9 protein-coding genes are annotated in these 18,022 nt (G+C 46.5%); 7 read left to right on the top strand and 2 right to left on the bottom strand.

Translation table 11 applies throughout. The features are described from left to right. The first annotated feature begins 6 nt into the window (after positions 1 to 6). The 3 genes from BACCOPRO_RS04425 to BACCOPRO_RS04415 all read left to right on the top strand — a co-directional run bounded on the left by BACCOPRO_RS04425 (position 7) and on the right by BACCOPRO_RS04415 (position 5,163). Positions 7 to 1,263, top strand: coding sequence for a hemolysin family protein (locus BACCOPRO_RS04425; RefSeq protein WP_008141339.1), 1,257 nt, complete (start codon positions 7 to 9; stop codon positions 1,261 to 1,263). 97 nt (positions 1,264 to 1,360) lie between these two features. Continuing rightward, positions 1,361 to 3,496, top strand: a complete 2,136-nt coding sequence (locus BACCOPRO_RS04420) for a peptidylprolyl isomerase (protein ID WP_008141338.1) — start codon at positions 1,361 to 1,363, stop codon at positions 3,494 to 3,496. Between the two features lie 167 nt (positions 3,497 to 3,663). After that, positions 3,664 to 5,163: a S41 family peptidase gene (locus BACCOPRO_RS04415; protein ID WP_008141337.1), complete on the top strand. Its 1,500-nt coding sequence runs from the start codon at positions 3,664 to 3,666 to the stop codon at positions 5,161 to 5,163. An 85-nt stretch (positions 5,164 to 5,248) separates the two neighbouring features. On the opposite strand, the gene BACCOPRO_RS04410 is transcribed toward BACCOPRO_RS04415, so the two are convergent. Then, complete coding sequence (locus BACCOPRO_RS04410; RefSeq protein ID WP_008141335.1) at positions 5,249 to 6,427, bottom strand: hypothetical protein; 1,179 nt, start codon at positions 6,425 to 6,427, stop codon at positions 5,249 to 5,251. A gap of 226 nt (positions 6,428 to 6,653) precedes the next feature. Here BACCOPRO_RS04410 and BACCOPRO_RS04405 point away from each other — a divergent pair, with 226 nt between their 5' ends. Further along, a complete protein-coding gene (locus tag BACCOPRO_RS04405; protein WP_040311171.1) occupies positions 6,654 to 7,832 on the top strand; it encodes an ATP-binding protein in 1,179 nt (392 codons plus the stop codon). A 39-nt stretch (positions 7,833 to 7,871) separates the two neighbouring features. Further along, a complete protein-coding gene (gene nifJ / locus BACCOPRO_RS04400; protein WP_008141333.1) occupies positions 7,872 to 11,423 on the top strand; it encodes a pyruvate:ferredoxin (flavodoxin) oxidoreductase in 3,552 nt (1,183 codons plus the stop codon). A 96-nt stretch (positions 11,424 to 11,519) separates the two neighbouring features. Here the strand turns inward: nifJ and BACCOPRO_RS04395 are convergent, their stop codons facing one another. Next, complete coding sequence (locus BACCOPRO_RS04395) at positions 11,520 to 13,004, bottom strand: sulfatase family protein (RefSeq protein ID WP_008141332.1); 1,485 nt, start codon at positions 13,002 to 13,004, stop codon at positions 11,520 to 11,522. Positions 13,005 to 13,283: 279 nt separating this feature from the next. Between BACCOPRO_RS04395 and BACCOPRO_RS04390 the strand changes: the two genes are divergently transcribed. Both BACCOPRO_RS04390 and BACCOPRO_RS04385 read left to right on the top strand, forming a co-directional pair. Continuing rightward, a complete protein-coding gene (locus tag BACCOPRO_RS04390) occupies positions 13,284 to 14,987 on the top strand; it encodes a M60 family metallopeptidase (protein WP_008141328.1) in 1,704 nt (567 codons plus the stop codon). 25 nt (positions 14,988 to 15,012) lie between these two features. Further along, on the top strand, positions 15,013 to 18,003 hold the full coding sequence (locus tag BACCOPRO_RS04385; protein WP_040311170.1) for a glycoside hydrolase domain-containing protein: 2,991 nt from the start codon (positions 15,013 to 15,015) through the stop codon (positions 18,001 to 18,003). Positions 18,004 to 18,022: the final 19 nt, after the last annotated feature.

Here is an 18,022-nt window from a genome sequence, read left to right as displayed (position 1 = left end):
ACCAACATGGGACTTATCATACAACTGATTATATCGATGGCGTTTTCCGCGTTCTTTTCAGGAATGGAAATCGCCTTTGTTTCATCCAATAAACTGCGCTTCGAAATGGAACGCAGCAACAATCTGTCTACCCGTATTCTGACGGTCTTCTACCGTCATCCGAACGATTTCATCTCATCGATGCTGGTGGGCAACAACATTGCACTGGTCATCTATGGTATCCTGATGGCCGAACTGATCGAACATTATATATTGGTGAACGTACTGACCAACCAGGCTGCCCTGGTGGCCATTGAAACCATCATATCTACACTGATCATTCTGGTAACCGGGGAATTCATGCCGAAGACCCTGTTCCGCATCAACCCAAACCTGACACTCCGTGCCTGCTCGGTACCGGCCTTTATCTGTTATGTGGTACTCTACCCTGTCAGCCGTTTTTCTTCGCTTCTGTCCATGGGCTTTCTGCGTCTGACCGGCACCCGCCCGAACAAAGAAGCCAGCAACAAGGCTTTCACCAAAATGGACCTGGACTATTTCATCCAGAGCAGTATTGACGAAACCAAGGACAAAGAACAGATTGATACGGAAATCAAGATCTTCCAGAATGCACTGGATTTCTCGAACATCAAGATAAGGGACTGCCTGATTCCGAGAACGGAAATCATTGCCGTAGACATCGAGTCGACGATTCAGGAATTGAAGGACACGTTCATTGAAAACGGTATCAGCAAGGTTATTGTCTATAAGGACAACATTGACAACGTGATCGGCTATATCCACTCATCAGAATTGTTCCGCCACCCGCAGGAATGGCAAAAGAATATCCGGACCATCCCTATCGTACCGGCTACCATGAGCGCCCACAAGCTGATGAAAATATTCATGCAGCAAAAGCGATCACTGGCTGTCGTTGTTGACGAGTTCGGAGGAACCTCAGGCATTGTGGCCCTGGAGGATCTGGTAGAGGAAATTCTGGGAGATATCGAAGACGAGCACGACACCACATCCACCATCGCCAAGGAAATCGGCGAAGATGAATACATCCTGTCCGGACGTCTAGAAATTGAAAAGGCCAATGAAGACTTCGGGCTCCATCTGCCGGAAAACGATGAATACCAGACTATCGGCGGACTGATCCTGCATGAATACCAAAGTTTCCCGAAAGTACATGAAATCATTACAATCGCGCACTTCAAGTTCAAAATAATCAAGGTTACAGCTACGAAAATAGAGCTAGTAAAGCTGAAAGTTGAGAAATAATCGTTTTTTTTCGACAGAAGATAGCTAGTAAACTGCATTTTTTGTATCTTCGTGCGCTAAAAGAAAAAAACAATAAACAAAAAAATAATCACTTTAAATGGCAACTTTACAAACAATCAGAAGCAAAGGACCCTTGTTGGTCATTGTAATCGGTCTTGCCCTTTTTGCGTTTATCGCAGGTGACGCATGGAAAATACTCCAGCCGCATCAGGGAAAACAAGACGTAGGAGAAGTGAACGGAGAAACTCTCTCTGCTCAGGATTATCAGAAAATGGTGGATGAACTCAGTGAAGTCATTAAACTGACAAACGGACTGAACTCACTGAATGAAGATCAATTGTCTAACGTAAAAGACCAGGTATGGCAATCATACGTCAACAACAAACTGATTGCTGCAGAAGCTGAAAAACTGGGTCTGACCGTTACCGACGCTGAACTTCAGGCTATCATTGACCAGGGTACTCACCCGATGCTGATGCAAACTCCATTCCGCAATCCGCAGACCGGAGCATTCGATAAAGATATGCTGAAGAAATTCCTGGTAGACTATGCAAATCTGAACAACAGCCAGATGCCTGCACAGTATGTGGAATATTACCAGACTTTGGGCAACTTCTGGAAATTTATTGAAAAGAGCCTGCGTCAGTCTACTCTGGCTGAAAAATACCAGAACCTGATCATGCGCTCACTGATCTCAAATCCGGTGGCTGCTGAAGATGCATTCAAAGGACGTACAGAACAGAGCGACATGTTGCTGGCTGCCGTACCTTACTCTTCTATCGCCGATTCAACCGTTCAGGTTTCAGACGATGAAATCCGTAAGTTGTATGACACCAGAAAAGAACAGTTCAAGCAGCTGGCTGAAACCCGCAACATCCGCTACATTGATGTAAGAGTGGTTCCGTCGGATGCTGACCGTCAGGCTGTACTGAAAGAGGTAACAGACTACAGCAACCAGCTGGTTAACACCAGCGATGATTTCGCTACTTTCGTCCGTTCTACCGGTTCCGTTGTCAACTATGCTGACGTTCCGGTAAACAAGACTGTCCTGCCTCAGGACGTAACAGCTCGTCTGGACTCTGTTGCAATCAACGAAGTTTATGGTCCTTACTACAACCAGGCTGATGATTCTTACAACGCATTCAAGATCATTGCCAAGACGACTGCTCCTGACTCTATCCAGTTCCGTCAGATTCAGGTATATGCCAATACTGAAGATGCAACCAAGACTTTGGCAGACAGTATTTTCACTGCACTGAAGGGAGGAGCTGACTTTGCTGAACTGGCTCAGAAGTACGGACAGACAGGAGAAGCAAACTGGATCAGCGCAGCAAGCTGGGAAGGTGCCGAACTGGATGCTGAAAACGCCAAATATATCAATGCCCTGATCAGCCAGCCGGTAAATGAACTGGCCAGCCTGAATCTCGGACAGGCAACTGTCATTCTGCAGGTAATGAACAAAAAAGCCATGAAAGACAAATATAAAGTGGCTGTAGTGAAACTTCCGGTTGAATTCAGCAAGGAAACTTACAACGATGCTTACAACAAGTTCAGCCAGTTTGTTGCTCAGAATACCACTCTGGAAGACCTGAAGAAAAACGCAGAAGAAAGCGGATATACTCTGATCCCGCGCACAGACTTCTCCAGCGACGAGCACTATGTAGGCGGTGTACATTCTACCCGTGAAGCTCTGAAATGGGTATTCGCAGCTAAGGTAGGTGAAGTTTCTCCGCTTTATGAATGTGGTGACAACGATCATCTGATGGTTGTTTCTGTAGAAAAGATCAATCCGAAAGGTTATCGCGATATCAACTCTGTTGCTGATATGCTGAGAGCTGAAATCCGCCGTGACAAGAAGGCTGAAAAGATCATGGCACAGATGAACGGATTCAACTCACTGGATCAGGTGAAAGGTATGACAGACGCTGTCAGCGATTCTGTTAAACACGTTACCTTCTCTGCTCCTGCTTACATTGCAGTGACCAGAGCCAGCGAACCTGTAATCGGTGCAGTAGCAGAAAAAACTGCAGCCGGTAAGCTGAGTGCTCCTATCAAGGGTAACGCCGGAGTCTACATGATTCAGGTATATAATAAGGATAAGAGTGCTGAAGAATTCAACGCTAAAACAGAAGAATCAAATCTGACCAACATGGCTGCACGTTATGCCAGCCAGTGCATCTATGACCTGCGTACTAAAGCAGAAGTTGTAGACCAGCGCTACTTGTTCTTCTAAAAAGCTGCCAACTTGACTCTCCTGCCGGAAAGGAGAGTAATGTCATCATACAATTTAAGGGTAGAGGGAAATAAACTGATTTCTTCTCTACCCTTTTAGTTTCCCTAATCTGTTAACAACAGAACTCTGCCTTCCCCAGACAGAGTTCACTCTAAAATGATACGCCTATGAAAAAAGAAGTTATTATGTCAGCATTTCTGGGACTGGCATGTACAGGAATCCTGCTGAGCAGTTGCTCTGAGAACAACGACGATCCATCCAGCAAACCAGATCGTACCACCACTGATGAGATGTATTATGCCAATCAGTTTGCACGGGACATGCTGGAAACCTATTATTACTGGAACAAGGAAATAGCCGGCGATCTCCCCTTACTGGATCCCGAAACCAACAATGACCCAATCACAACGGTTGACCAGATCAAATATCACGAAGGTGACAAAGTCATTGACAAATGGACCATGCTCACCAATGACTTCAAAAGTTTTACCAGCGGCGTTGAAGGAGTTGCAACAACCTACGGCTACATGCCTGTCACTTACCTTCTGAGCGAACAGGGTAATGAGTGTATCTCAGCTATTGCCTATGTCCATAAAGGCAGCCCTGCAGAAAAAGCCGGTCTGAAACGAGGGGACCTGATCTATCAGATTGACGGCAAGCCACTGACTACGGCAAACTATACGGAACTGTTCAACAGTTCAAGCATCACACTTTCTTTGGCTGAACTGGGTGCCGACAATGTCATCACCCCAACAGGAAAGACAGTCAGCATGAATGCCGTGGAAATGTATGAAGACCCGATCCTCTGCGACAGTATCTACGACATTAATGGCAAAAAGGTCGGCTACCTTGCTTACAGCAGCTTCGACCTGGCTTCTATTCCCCAACTGGTAGAAATCAGCAAAAAATTCAAAGCTGAAGGTGTCAAGGAACTGATTCTGGATCTCCGCTACAATGGAGGAGGATATGTAATTACTGAAAGTGCAATGGCTTCCATGTACGCTCCGCAGGAAGCTGTCAGCAGCAAGAAGATTTTTGAAAAAGAAGAATACAATGACCTGCTTACAGCTTATTACGAACAGGAAGGAATCAGCACGGAAACTCCGTTCCAGACTGAATACAAGGTGGAAAGTGCAAATCTGAATATCAGCACCAAAGATGCCAACATTGGACTGGAGAAAGTATATGGTATCATTTCCGGCAATTCAGCTTCTGCCTCTGAAGCCCTTCTGAGCGGACTGATGCCCTACATGAATGTAGAACTGATTGGCGAACAGTCACACGGAAAATACTGCACCGGATTCATGCTCGGAACCTCTGACGTTTACGAAAAAGTTCCGGTTGCAATTGAAAACTGGGGAATCTATGTCATGGTCAGCATCTACAAGAATGCCAACAATGAAACTCCCTGTATGCCTGACGGACTGACCCCTGACGTGGCAGCAAGCGATGATCCGTTTGTCATGACCCAACTGGGAGATGTCAATGAAGCCATGCTGAAAACGGCACTGACGCAGGCCGGCAAAACATATCCGGCAGAACAAAGCAGCCGAAGCATGAACCTCCGGATGAAAGAAATGCCGATGCAGCGCAAAGCTAATTTCGGAAAACGAATCCTATTGCCTGCAACAGCCCATATTCAGCACCAGGGACTGACAGCTGAATAAATATTCCGGTCCGCCACATTCCTAAAAAATAAAATTGCCTTCGTTTCCGCTTTTACAGAAAAGAGAGACGAAGGCAATTCTGTTTTCAGGTATCCAATATCACATAAACCTGATAACGGGTCGTTTCACCTACCGGAGTCAAAGACACATATCCTCCGGCAATCCGCCCCTGATCTGACAAGATAACGGGAAAAAGCATCTGCAACTCCTGATGTTTTTTCAAAGCTTCTCCATCCGTCATATAGTGTTCCACGACATACCGGCCACATGCCGGAAAGGCAGCATAACGATCATAGAAAAGACGGGCCACCACCCCCATATTCATCCGGAGGTTAATCTCCACACAGGGATGAACAAGAAAGTTTTCCCCCTCGCGACAGATCATCATATCTACTCCCAGATAGCCGGCATAATCCGTTCCGATCATTTTCTGCAGAACATCCTGCAAAAGGAGACGAACAGCCTGCAGGGTTTCCGAAGCTACATATCCGGCAAGCGTTTGGACAATCTGTTCATCCGGCAACAACCGGTTCAACTTATAATTTCCATGCGAATCGGTTTCGAACAAAGAATACCCGACCCAGGTGACATTTCCTCTTCCATCAGCCCGGTATTCCATCGCAAAATCGCATACCTTATTATAAAGAGGTTCTCCCATAATTCCACCCTGGGTACGGATCACCCGGGCCACCCAGCCTTCGACATTGGTACTCCACGTCTGGGGAGAAACACGCAACAGTCCTCTTCCACTGCCCGACCAGGGAGACTTGAGCACTGTTTCACCCACTGCATCAACAAACTCATGCACTTCATCCAGAGAGGAACATACCACCGCCCGGCCACAACATCCGGCTACAGACTGCATCTGTGACAGAACATCCACACAACGCTGCCTGCCTGAAAGGTAACGGATCCGCTCCAGTACAGAAGCATCCGGCCAATTATCAACCGCTACTCCCCTTTCCTGCAAATGGTGGACAACCGCAGGATCCCATCCCCAGGGAGACAACTCAAGTCCGGTCTTTTGCCCGGTAGTACAAACGCCAGACGGAGATAATCCGGAAACGGAACATTCATGCAGATATCTGCCGGCAAGCTCCCGGTCGGCCACCATGACCTCTTCGCCCGGACAGGCATACCACAAAGGAAGATACGACAACTCCTCCCCCATCCGGACAATTTCCTGCGGGGGCTGATAATAAGGAGTAAAATTAGCCAGAGCCATATCATGCTCCGGATTAAACAAATAGAGCTTTGAAGCCATCTGACAAGGATTTTATTTCGTTAAAATCGGTAGGATTCTCCCATGAAACCGGTTTCCCGTATCACCGGGACAAGCCGGTTTACAACCAATTCAGGCATGAAGATAAGAATAAATATCCTGATGCACCGGAAATCCTCAGCCTCAATTTCAAAAAAAATAAATTTGCTAACTCCAGTTTGCAATATAACGAAGTATTAGTATATTTGCAGCGTAGAAATCAGAATTCATGGAAGCATTTTATAGAACACACAGCTACTTGGTCGAGCATACCACAGCGCCGGTGCGCCGCGACCTGATGGACGATATAGACTGGAGTGCCCGTCTGATCGGCATTAAAGGCACACGCGGTGTCGGAAAGACTACTTTCCTGCTGCAATATGCCAAAGAAAAATTTGGAACTGACCGTTCCTGTCTGTTTGTCAACATGAATAATTTCTACTTCTCCCAAGTCAGTCTGGTGGACTTTGCCGGTGAATTCGTAAAACGGGGAGGAAAGGTTCTTCTCATTGATCAGGTATTCAAACTGCCCGGCTGGAGCCAGGATCTGCGTACCTGTTACGAACGCTATCCCCAGCTGAAGATTGTCTTCAGCGGATCATCCGTCATGCGGCTTAAAGACGAAAACCCGGAGCTCAACGGGATCGTCAAGTCCTACAACCTGCGCGGCTTTTCCTTCCGGGAATTTCTGAATCTGCAAACGGGCAATCACTTCCCCAGCTACAGTCTGGAGGAAATCCTGACCAACCACGAACATATCGTCAAGACCATCTTGCCCCATATCAACCCGCTAAACTATTTTCAAGACTATATCCATCACGGATTCTACCCTTTTTTTCTGGAGAAACGCAATTTCTCGGAGAATCTGCTGAAGACCATGAACATGATGATTGAGGTGGATATACTTTTGATCAAACAAATTGAGCTGAAATATCTTTCAAAGATAAAAAAATTATTATATTTGTTGGCGGTAGACGGGCCTGGAGCACCTAATGTCAGCCAACTGGCTGCCGACATCCAGACCTCACGCGCCACGGTGATGAACTACATCAAGTATCTGGCTGATGCACGCCTGATCAACATGGTTTACCCCAAGGGAGAAGAATTTCCCAAAAAACCGTCGAAGATCATGATGCATAACACCAACCTGATGTACAGCATCTATCCGGTAAAAGTGGAAGAGCAGGACGTACTGGAAACCTTCTTCGTCAATACCCTGTGGAAAGACCATAAGGTGAACAAAGGAGACAAAGGAACTTCATTCCTGGTAGACGGAAATCTGCAATTCCGCATCTGTGCTGAAGGATGCAAGTTCAAGAGCAACCCGAATGTTTATTATGCCATGCACAAAATGGAACTGGGACACGGTAACCAGATTCCGTTATGGCTGTTCGGCTTCCTCTATTAAGAACCAGATTTTATTACTCAATATTTAATTAGTAATTGTATGACTAAACAAAAAAAATTCATCACTTGTGATGGTAACCAGGCTGCAGCACATATTTCATATATGTTCTCAGAAGTTGCAGCTATTTATCCTATCACCCCGTCTTCTACAATGGCTGAATATGTAGATGAATGGGCTGCCGCAGGTCGTAAAAACATCTTCGGTGAAACTGTTTTGGTTCAAGAAATGCAATCTGAAGGTGGTGCTGCCGGTGCAGTACACGGTTCTCTTCAGGCTGGTGCATTGACAACTACTTATACTGCTTCTCAGGGTCTTCTGCTGATGATCCCTAACATGTACAAGATTGCAGGTGAATTCCTTCCTTGCGTCTTCCATGTATCTGCCCGTACTCTGGCTTCACATGCACTGTGTATCTTCGGTGACCACCAGGATGTTATGTCTTGCCGTCAGACCGGTTTCGCTATGCTGTGCGAAGGATCTGTACAGGAAGTTATGGATTTGGCCGGTGTTGCTCACCTGTCAACAATCAAATCACGCGTACCGTTCGTAAACTTCTTCGACGGTTTCCGTACTTCACATGAAATCCAGAAGATCGAAATGCTGGAAAACGAAGACCTGGCTCCGCTGGTAGACCAGAAAGCCTTGGCTGAATTCCGTGAACGCGCACTGAGCCCCAACAAACCGGTTGCTCGTGGTATGGCTGAAAACCCGGATCACTTCTTCCAGCACAGAGAATCTTGCAATCCGTTCTATGAAGCAGTTCCTGCTATCGTAGAAGAATACATGAACGAAATCAACAAGATCACAGGACGTAACTACGGCTTGTTCAACTACTACGGTGCTGAAGATGCTGAACGCGTAATCATCGCTATGGGTTCTGTAACTGAAGCTGCCCGCGAAGCTATCGACCATCTGGTAGCTAACGGTGAAAAAGTTGGTTTGGTTGCTGTTCATCTGTATCGTCCGTTCTCTGCTAAGCACTTCCTGGCTGCTGTACCTAAGACTGCAAAACGTATCGCAGTTCTTGACCGTACCAAAGAACCGGGTGCAAACGGCGAACCTCTGTATCTGGATGTTAAAGACTGCTTCTACGGACAGGAAAATGCTCCGGTTATCGTAGGCGGACGCTACGGTCTGGGTTCTAAGGATACTACTCCGGCTCAGATTCTGTCTGTATATGAAAACCTGTCTTTGCCGACTCCGAAAGATCACTTCACTATCGGTATCGTAGACGATGTAACCTTCACTTCTCTGCCTAAGAAAGAAGAAATCGCACTGGGTGGCGAAGGTATGTTCGAAGCTAAGTTCTACGGTCTGGGTGCTGACGGTACTGTAGGTGCCAACAAGAACTCAGTGAAGATCATCGGTGACAACACTAACAAATATTGCCAGGCTTACTTCTCTTACGACTCTAAGAAATCTGGTGGTTTCACTTGCTCTCACCTGCGTTTCGGTGATCACCCGATCCGTTCTACTTATCTGGTAACTACTCCTAACTTCGTAGCTTGCCACGTACAGGCTTACCTGCACATGTACGATGTAACCCGCGGTCTGCGTAAGAACGGTACATTCTTGCTGAACACTATCTGGGAAGGTGAAGAACTGGCTAAGAACCTGCCTAACAAGGTTAAGAAATATTTCGCAGAAAACAACATTACTGTTTACTATATCAACGCTACTAAGATTGCTCAGGAAATTGGTCTGGGTAACCGTACCAACACCATCCTGCAGTCTGCATTCTTCCGTATCACTGGCGTAATTCCAGTTGACCTGGCTGTTGAACAGATGAAGAAATTCATCGTGAAGTCTTACGGTAAGAAGGGTGAAGACGTGGTCAACAAGAACTACGCTGCCGTTGACCGTGGTGGTGAATACAAACAGCTGACTGTTGATCCGGCATGGGCTAGCCTGGAAGTAGAAGGCGCTGCTGCCAACAACGATCCTGCATTCATCAACGAAGTTGTTCGTCCGATCAATGCTCAGGATGGTGACTTGCTGCCGGTATCAGCATTCAAGGGTATCGAAGACGGTACATGGCATCAGGGTACAGCTAAATACGAAAAACGTGGTGTAGCTGCATTCGTTCCGGAATGGAATCCTGAAACTTGTATCCAGTGTAACAAGTGTGCTTACGTTTGTCCTCACGCTGCTATCCGTCCGTTCGTACTGGATGCTGACGAACAGGCTGGTGCTAACTTCCCGACATTGAAGGCTGTTGGTAAACAGTTTGACGGCATGACATTCCGCGTACAGGTAGACGTTATGGACTGCTTGGGTTGCGGTAACTGTGCTGACGTATGTCCGGGTAACCCGAAGAAGGGTGGCAAGGCTCTGACTATGAAGCCGCTTGAAACTCAGCTGGGTGAAGCTGCAAACTGGACTTACTGCTCTGAAAACGTGAAGTCTAAACAGCACCTGGTAGACATCAAGGCTAACGTGAAGAACTCTCAGTTCGCTACTCCGTTGTTCGAGTTCTCTGGAGCTTGCTCTGGTTGTGGTGAAACTCCGTACGTAAAACTGATTTCTCAGTTGTTCGGTGACCGTGAAATGGTTGCTAACGCTACCGGATGTTCTTCAATCTACTCTGGTTCTGTTCCTTCAACTCCTTATACTACAAACGAAAAGGGTCAGGGTCCTGCTTGGGCTAACTCATTGTTCGAAGACTTCTGCGAATTCGGTCTGGGTATGGAACTGGCTAACAAGAAACTGCGCAACCGTCTGGAAGAAGCAATGAAGACTGCTATCGCTGCAGAAGGTACTCCGGCAGAATACAAAGAAGCATTCCAGGAATGGATCGACGGCCGCAACGATGCTGACAAGAGCAAGGCTGCTGCTGAAAAGATCATCCCGCTGGTAGAAGCTGCTAAAGATAAATGTCCTTCATGCGCTACGATCGCTGAATTCAAAGACTATCTGGTAAAACGTTCACAGTGGATCATCGGTGGTGACGGCGCTTCTTACGATATCGGTTACGGAGGTCTGGATCACGTAATTGCTTCTGGCGAAGACGTTAACATTCTGGTACTGGATACTGAAGTTTACTCTAACACTGGTGGTCAGTCATCTAAGGCTACTCCGCTGGGTGCTATCGCTAAGTTTGCTGCTTCTGGTAAGCGCGTACGCAAGAAAGACCTGGGTATGATCGCTACTACTTACGGATATGTTTACGTAGCTCAGATCGCTATGGGTGCTGACCAGGCTCAGACTCTGAAAGCTATCCGCGAAGCTGAAGCTTATCCTGGACCGTCACTGGTTATCGCTTACGCTCCGTGTATCAACCACGGTCTGAAAGCTGGTATGGGTAAATCTCAGGCAGAAGAAGCTAAGGCTGTTGAATGTGGTTACTGGCACTTGTGGCGCTTCAACCCGGCTCTGGAAGAAGAAGGTAAGAATCCGTTCTCACTCGATTCTAAAGAACCGAACTGGGAAGGCTTCCAGGATTATCTGAAGGGTGAAGTTCGTTTCGCATCTGTAATGAAACAATATCCGACAGAAGCTGCTGATCTGTTCGCAGCTTGCGAAGACATGGCTAAGAAACGTTACGCTTCTTACAAGCGTATGGCTGCCATGGACTGGAGCGAAGAAAAATAATCCCTGAGGGAACTATTTTCTAGCTAAATAAGTTCAGAGGACCGCCTCCTGATGGGGACGGTCCTCTTTTTTATGATCATCTGGTCTTTTTTATGATTATCTGGAGAAAACAGCATATGCAGGATCTTCCGCATCTGCCAGCATTTGTACCAGAGCCTTTCTGAGTTTGCCGGCCAGCTTTATTTCATTTCCGGCCAGATTATTCATCTGATAAGGATCATGTTTCCGGTCAAAAAGATATTCCCCGGTAATCTCACCTTCCTTGAACCTGACAGCATAGGTATACCGTTCATTACGTATGCCTCTTGCACCCGTCTCCGGATTCTTTCCTGTGGCATCCACCTGACTGTACAGCATATACAGCTGGTATTCCGGCATATCTTCCCTACTACCCAGAATCTGTTTGCTCAGATTACGGGTCTGGACTGAAGAAGGTATCTTGTCCTCCAATCCCATCAGAGACAAAATAGTCGGACAGAAATCCTCCACAGAAAGCAATAACTCCTGATCTACCCTTGGCGAGAGTTTGTCTCCCCAGGAAATCATAAAAGGAACTCTCATTGCTTCTTCATAGAAGATATTTTTCCCGATATTCTCATGCATTCCCATGGAATCCCCATGATCAGAAACAAAGACAACGATTGTATGATCAAACATACCGTTTCGTTTGAGCGCTTCAATGATCCGTCCAAACTGTTCATCTACTCCCGATATGCAGGCATAATAATCAAGCAGACTTTTCTTGAAATAATCAACATACTTCTGATCTGCGTTTCGGAGATGCGGCATTGCGGCTACAACCGAATCAACATTCAATCCTTTATAAAGTTCCTTATAATTGTCGGGCACCAGTTCATAACCCGTATGAGGAGGATTCATGGATACCATCATGGCAAAAGGCTGGTCTGATCCCTTGATACTATCCAGATACTGAATGGCAAGATCGGCCTCATATTCAGGCCCCCACTGATTCACATAATAAAAATCCTCGCGCCCGGCCTGAGAATTCCAGTACATGGGTTTCAGATGCCAGTCGTATGTACCATAAGCCACCCAATAGTCAAAGCCATGTCTTCTGTGAGGAGGACACCATTCATTCCAGGCCATTTCCCCCTTATTGTTGTAGCAGTCGATAAAAGGCTTCACAGGTTTGTCCAAATGCCATTTCCCGATGTATGCAGTATGGTAACCTTCCGAGTGAAGTACATCCGACCAGCAAGTCAGGTCTTCCCGCAATTCAACATCCTGTACGGCTGATTCCGACTGACAGTTGGTAATAACTCCATTCTTGTGCGGATAAGCTCCCGAAAGGAACATACCTCTGGCCGGAGATGATACAGGATACCCGCTGACAGCCTGGGTACACACGACTGCTTCTCTGGCAAAAGAATCAAAATGCGGAGTTTTTACCGCTTCCTTTCCTCTGAAACTGAAGGCATCTCCACGAAACTGGTCAGCCATTATGACCAGAAGATTAGGACGTTCATTACCGGAATTATCCGATACGGCAGTTGCCTGGACAGGAAGTTGATACAAAGTGGATGCAATAGCAGCAAAACAGAAATTCGCGTAATTTTTCATGGTATCTAAGTTTTATTTCAGCAAATGTAGCTATTTGAACGATAATACAAAAAATCAAATTGTTTTTTTATCGGGGTCCTACCATACTCCAGATAGTTAATTTTCACAAAAAACAAGAAGGGTGAGAAACTTTTGCTAATTTTGTAAAACGTCTGAAAAGACAGAAAACAGACCGGTACTGTTATCCCGACCATAACGCCGGAATGTATCTGATCTTTCCAGACAATGGGGTATGAAAAACTATATGTACAAATCTATTAAATTTATAAACCGAAGTCTATGAAAAAAATCAGTTTCTTATTGTGCCTTAGCATGACTTTCAATAATCTTGCAATAGAACAGGCATCAGCCAAAGAAGCAAACAGCTATGAAACATGTTTTGTCTATGAAAACATGGATGAAAACAAGGTCAATCTTGAAGAAATCGCCAGGGAATTATTCGCCGATCCTCTGTGTACGACACTGAACAAAAAAGTCGGAAAAAGAAAAATCAAGTCTTGCAAAAGCGAAGAGTTAAGAAATCTGGCCACAGCCCTGTATAACAAACAATATGATACTCAATTCCGTGTAAACTCCTTTAAACCGGTCTACAGTCCGGAAGCACTGGGAAAACTGTTGCATATCGGAGACGGTTACAGCACCTACCAGCATATTACAGGTATCGTACTCAAGCCCGGAAAACACATCATCGTTGTCGACGGTCTGAAAGAAGGCAGCAAACTCGGCGTGAAAGTAGCGGATTTGTATGCTCCCAATCAGGGAGACGAAGACTGGAGCCTTCATTTTGAAAGATTCGAACTCAAAAATGGGATTAACGTCATTGAGAAAACTTCCGAATGGACAGGACTTGCCTATATGGATTACTACTTCGACAACCCGGAAAAAGAAAATACGGTTAAGGTACATTTCATCACCGGAGAAGTCAACGGATATTTCGATGCATCCGTAAATACCAACGAAGACTGGGACAGAATGCTTGCCAACGCTGTCTATCCGGTTTTCGATGCAACAGGAAGCAACATACACCTGGCTTACCCGGTAGAGGATCTGAAAAAATATGCACCCGGCCAGGGTAAGGAACTGATTGATGTTTACGAACAGCTGGTGTCCAAGCAACATGAAATCATTGGCTGGAAAAAATACAATCACATCACAAACAATAAAATCTTTGCCCGCGTCAACTACGGATATTACATGTTCCGCGACGGTGATGGCGTAGCCTTCAAGTTCGATACCATGAAACGTGTGGCCGATCCTGTTCACATGCGGACAAAAGACGAAGATGCCTGCTGGGGATTCAGCCATGAAGTGGGACACGTACATCAGCTGCAAACCTATCTCTCATGGGGAGGATTGGGTGAAACCAGCAATAATATCTGTACCAGATATTGTACGCAGGCTTTCGGATACAAGAACAGACTTTCCTCGGCTTTTGCCAATGCTGAAAAGAGTTTCCTGGAAGACAGCAAGGCCGGTACGGTCAGCCCTTCCCGAAGAGCCGGAGGCATGAACGATTCCATCATCTCTTCCTGCAAGGTCAATCCGGACAAAGCTATCAGCTATCTGGAAACAGATGTCTTTGAAAGACTGGTTCCGTTCTGGAAACTGCAATGCTACTTCACTCAAAACGGCTATCCTGATTTCTATCCCGATTTATACGAAAAAATGAGAAACTCCGAAAAAGAACATCCGGAACTGAAAGATCTGGACAGAAGCAGCAACGTGGTTCCATTCCAGCTGAACTTCATCCGGGGAGCTTCCCTACTGGCCGGAAAGAACCTTTATCCTTATTTTGAAAAGTTCGGTTTCTTCCGCATCCTGAAACTTTCATACGGAGATTACGGAGACTACAACTACGAAATGACTACCGAAATGAGAGACCGTTTCAAGAAAGAAATGGAAGAACTGGAAAAACAGCAACTGATCAAGCCGCTCACTCCGGAAGAACTCAACGCACTGATTTATGCTAAAGAAAAAGAGTAACTCAAAGTCTAAATACGAACAAACCATGAAACGAATTTTTCCTCTTTTACTGGGAGGCCTGCTGCTGGCAGCTCCCATTCAGGGACAGGAAAAACCCCTCCCTTCATTATATGGCACCGGAGTCTGGAATGCTGATTCACTTGGCAATCACAGAGTGGTGGTTTCCGTTGACCAGCCCTCAGATGCTGTTCTGGCTCTCATCCAATGGCGGCGGAAAGATTTCAATCCGGAAAACAAGGACCTGATTGTCATTGATGCCAAGACCGGAAAGCGCATCACCAACGTATGCCGCTTTCAGATCAACCGGGAAAAAGGTGAGGTCGTCTTTCAGCCGCAAACCGTTCCGGGAGACTATTACATCTATTACCTGAAAAATATTTCTTCAGGAAGCAAATATTATCCGACCGTAACTTATCCGGGATTTGAAGAAACAGCATCTGCCGAATGGAAAAAGGCCAACCGCCTGACAGGGAAAAAGGCTCCCGAACTACCGCAGGCTACCGTCAAGCAATTCCAGGCCATCAATGAATTCCATTCTTTCTACCCGATGGAAGTGATCGCCACTGCCAAAGAAAAAGACGACTTGCTGAAATCCCAACCAGAGGATCCCTATATTCTGTTTACGGAAGACCGGCGTTACCCGATCCGCATGACAACGGATCTGCCCTATAAATGGATAGAGGACAACCGCCATGATTCTTTTGAGGGAACGGCAGACAAGGGAGAATATTACACCTTCCAAATCGGTCTTTGGGCAGCCCGCAAGGATGTCAACCACCTGAAGCTTACCTATTCTGCTCTGGTTAATTCACAAACCGGAGAATCAATCCCCGCTTCTGCATTCACCTGTTTCAACACAGGAGGTGTAGATGTCACCGGAAGTGTGTTTGAAAAAGACTGTTCCGTCCCCAAAGGAAAAGTACAGGCCCTGTGGGTAGGAACGATGGTTCCCGAACAGCTGACAGCCGGACAGTATACAGGAACAGTAACCGTTCAGGCTGCAGGAATGAAACCCAAACAGGTAAAAGTGACCCTGAATGTCACTGACAACCTGATTGCCAACCATGGAGACAATGAGCCCTGGAGACATTCGCGCCTGCGCTGGCTGAACTCCCAGATCGGCTTTGATGACGAAGTAATCGCTCCCTATATTCCTCTGAATGTACAGGACAAGACCATTTCACTGCTGGGACGCAAGGTGACTCTTCAGCCCAACGGATTCCCGGCACAGATCACTTCTTATTTCAAGGAAACACTCACCGAAATAGGAACAGAAGGACTGGATATCCTGTCCAGACCGATGGAACTCACAACCGGAGAAAACTGGGAGAACCTGGACTTCACCTATACCAAACGTAAGGCCGGTACTCTGGGATGGCATGCCACCAATCAGAACAATCAGTTCATTATGAACCTGGACGCCCAGATCGAGTCTGACGGAAACATGGAATACAAGGTAGTGCTTATTGCCCGCAAGGATGGTGAAATAAATGACATTGCACTCCGTACCGAACTGGCCCCCAACATTGCACAATATATGATGGGATTGGGAGAAAAAGGCGGCTACTGCCCCCAGAATCTGGACTGGAAATGGGGCGTTGAAAAAAATCAGGATGCCCTGTGGACCGGCAGTGTCAATGGAGGACTGCAACTCCGTTTCTATGACGACAAATACGAACGTCCGCTGAATACGAACTTCTACCACGAGAAACCGCTGCACATGCCGGTTTCGTGGTGCAACAACGGCAATGGAGGTATCAAGCTGAGTGCAGCAGGAAAAAACACCCTGATCAATGCTTATTCAGGAAAACGCACAGTCAAAAAAGGTGACCGCCTGTGCTTCTACTTCAACGTGCTGATCACTCCGTTCCGTACCATCAATCCCGACAAGCAATGGCAGGACCGCTATTATCACGGATATGACTTCATCGACAAGACTCATGAATTCGGAGCGACCGTAGTCAATATTCATCACGCCAATGCCATCAATCCGTTTATCAACTATCCTTTCCTGCGCACCAGAGAAATGAAAGCTTATATTGACGGAGCTCATGCAAAGAATATGAAAGTGAAGATCTACAATACGGTACGTGAACTTTCAAACAGCTGTACCGAGATCTTTGCCTTGAGAAGCCTCAACGGAGAAATTTTCTCCAAAGGTAAGGGAGGCGGATATTCCTGGCTTCAGGAACACTACGACCAGGATTACATCGCTGCCTGGTTTGCCTATAATGTACAGGATGCTGCGATTGTAAATACCGGAGTGTCCCGCTGGCACAATTACTATATGGAAGGACTGGACTGGCTCGTCAAGAATGTCGGCATCGACGGACTGTACATTGACGACCTGGCTTTCGACCGCATGTCCATGAAACGTGTACGCAAAATTCTGAACCGTACCAACCCCGGTGCCATGATCGACTTGCATTCAGCCAACCAGTTTAACGACAAAGACGGCTTTGCCAACAGTGCAAACCTGTATCTGGAACACTTCCCCTACCTGGACCGCCTGTGGTTCGGCGAATATTTCGACTACGACATGCCGCCCGAGTTCTGGATGGTGGAAGTATCTGGTATCCCCTACGGACTGATGGGAGAAATGCTGTGGGAAGGTGGAAACAAATGGCGCGGAATGCTGTATGGCATGACCGGACGTAACCCGGGATATGGAGTGGACAACCGTCCTCTTTGGAAATTCTGGGATGAGTTTGGAATGAAAGGCAGTGAAATGATCGGTTACTGGGTGAAGGATAACCCGGTCAAGACCGGCAGAGAAAAAACCCTCGCCACCATCTACCGTAAAACCGGAACCAAGACACTGGTCTCACTGGCAACCTGGGAAGACCATGATGTAGATGTTACCCTGCAAATTGACTGGGCTAAACTGGGTCTGGATCCGGCCAAGGTATCTCTGCATGCCCCGGCTATTGAGAACTTCCAGCCCGAAAAGACCTGGAAACCGGGAGACATCGTAACCGTTCCGAAAGGAAAAGGATGGCTTATCGTGATTGAATAACTAAAGGATTCCATCGAAT

It is taken from the genome of Phocaeicola coprophilus DSM 18228 = JCM 13818, from assembly GCF_000157915.1.
Lineage (GTDB): Bacteria > Bacteroidota > Bacteroidia > Bacteroidales > Bacteroidaceae > Phocaeicola > Phocaeicola coprophilus.
Note: the sequence above shows the minus strand (reverse complement) of the source record. Positions and strands in the feature narration are given on the sequence as shown.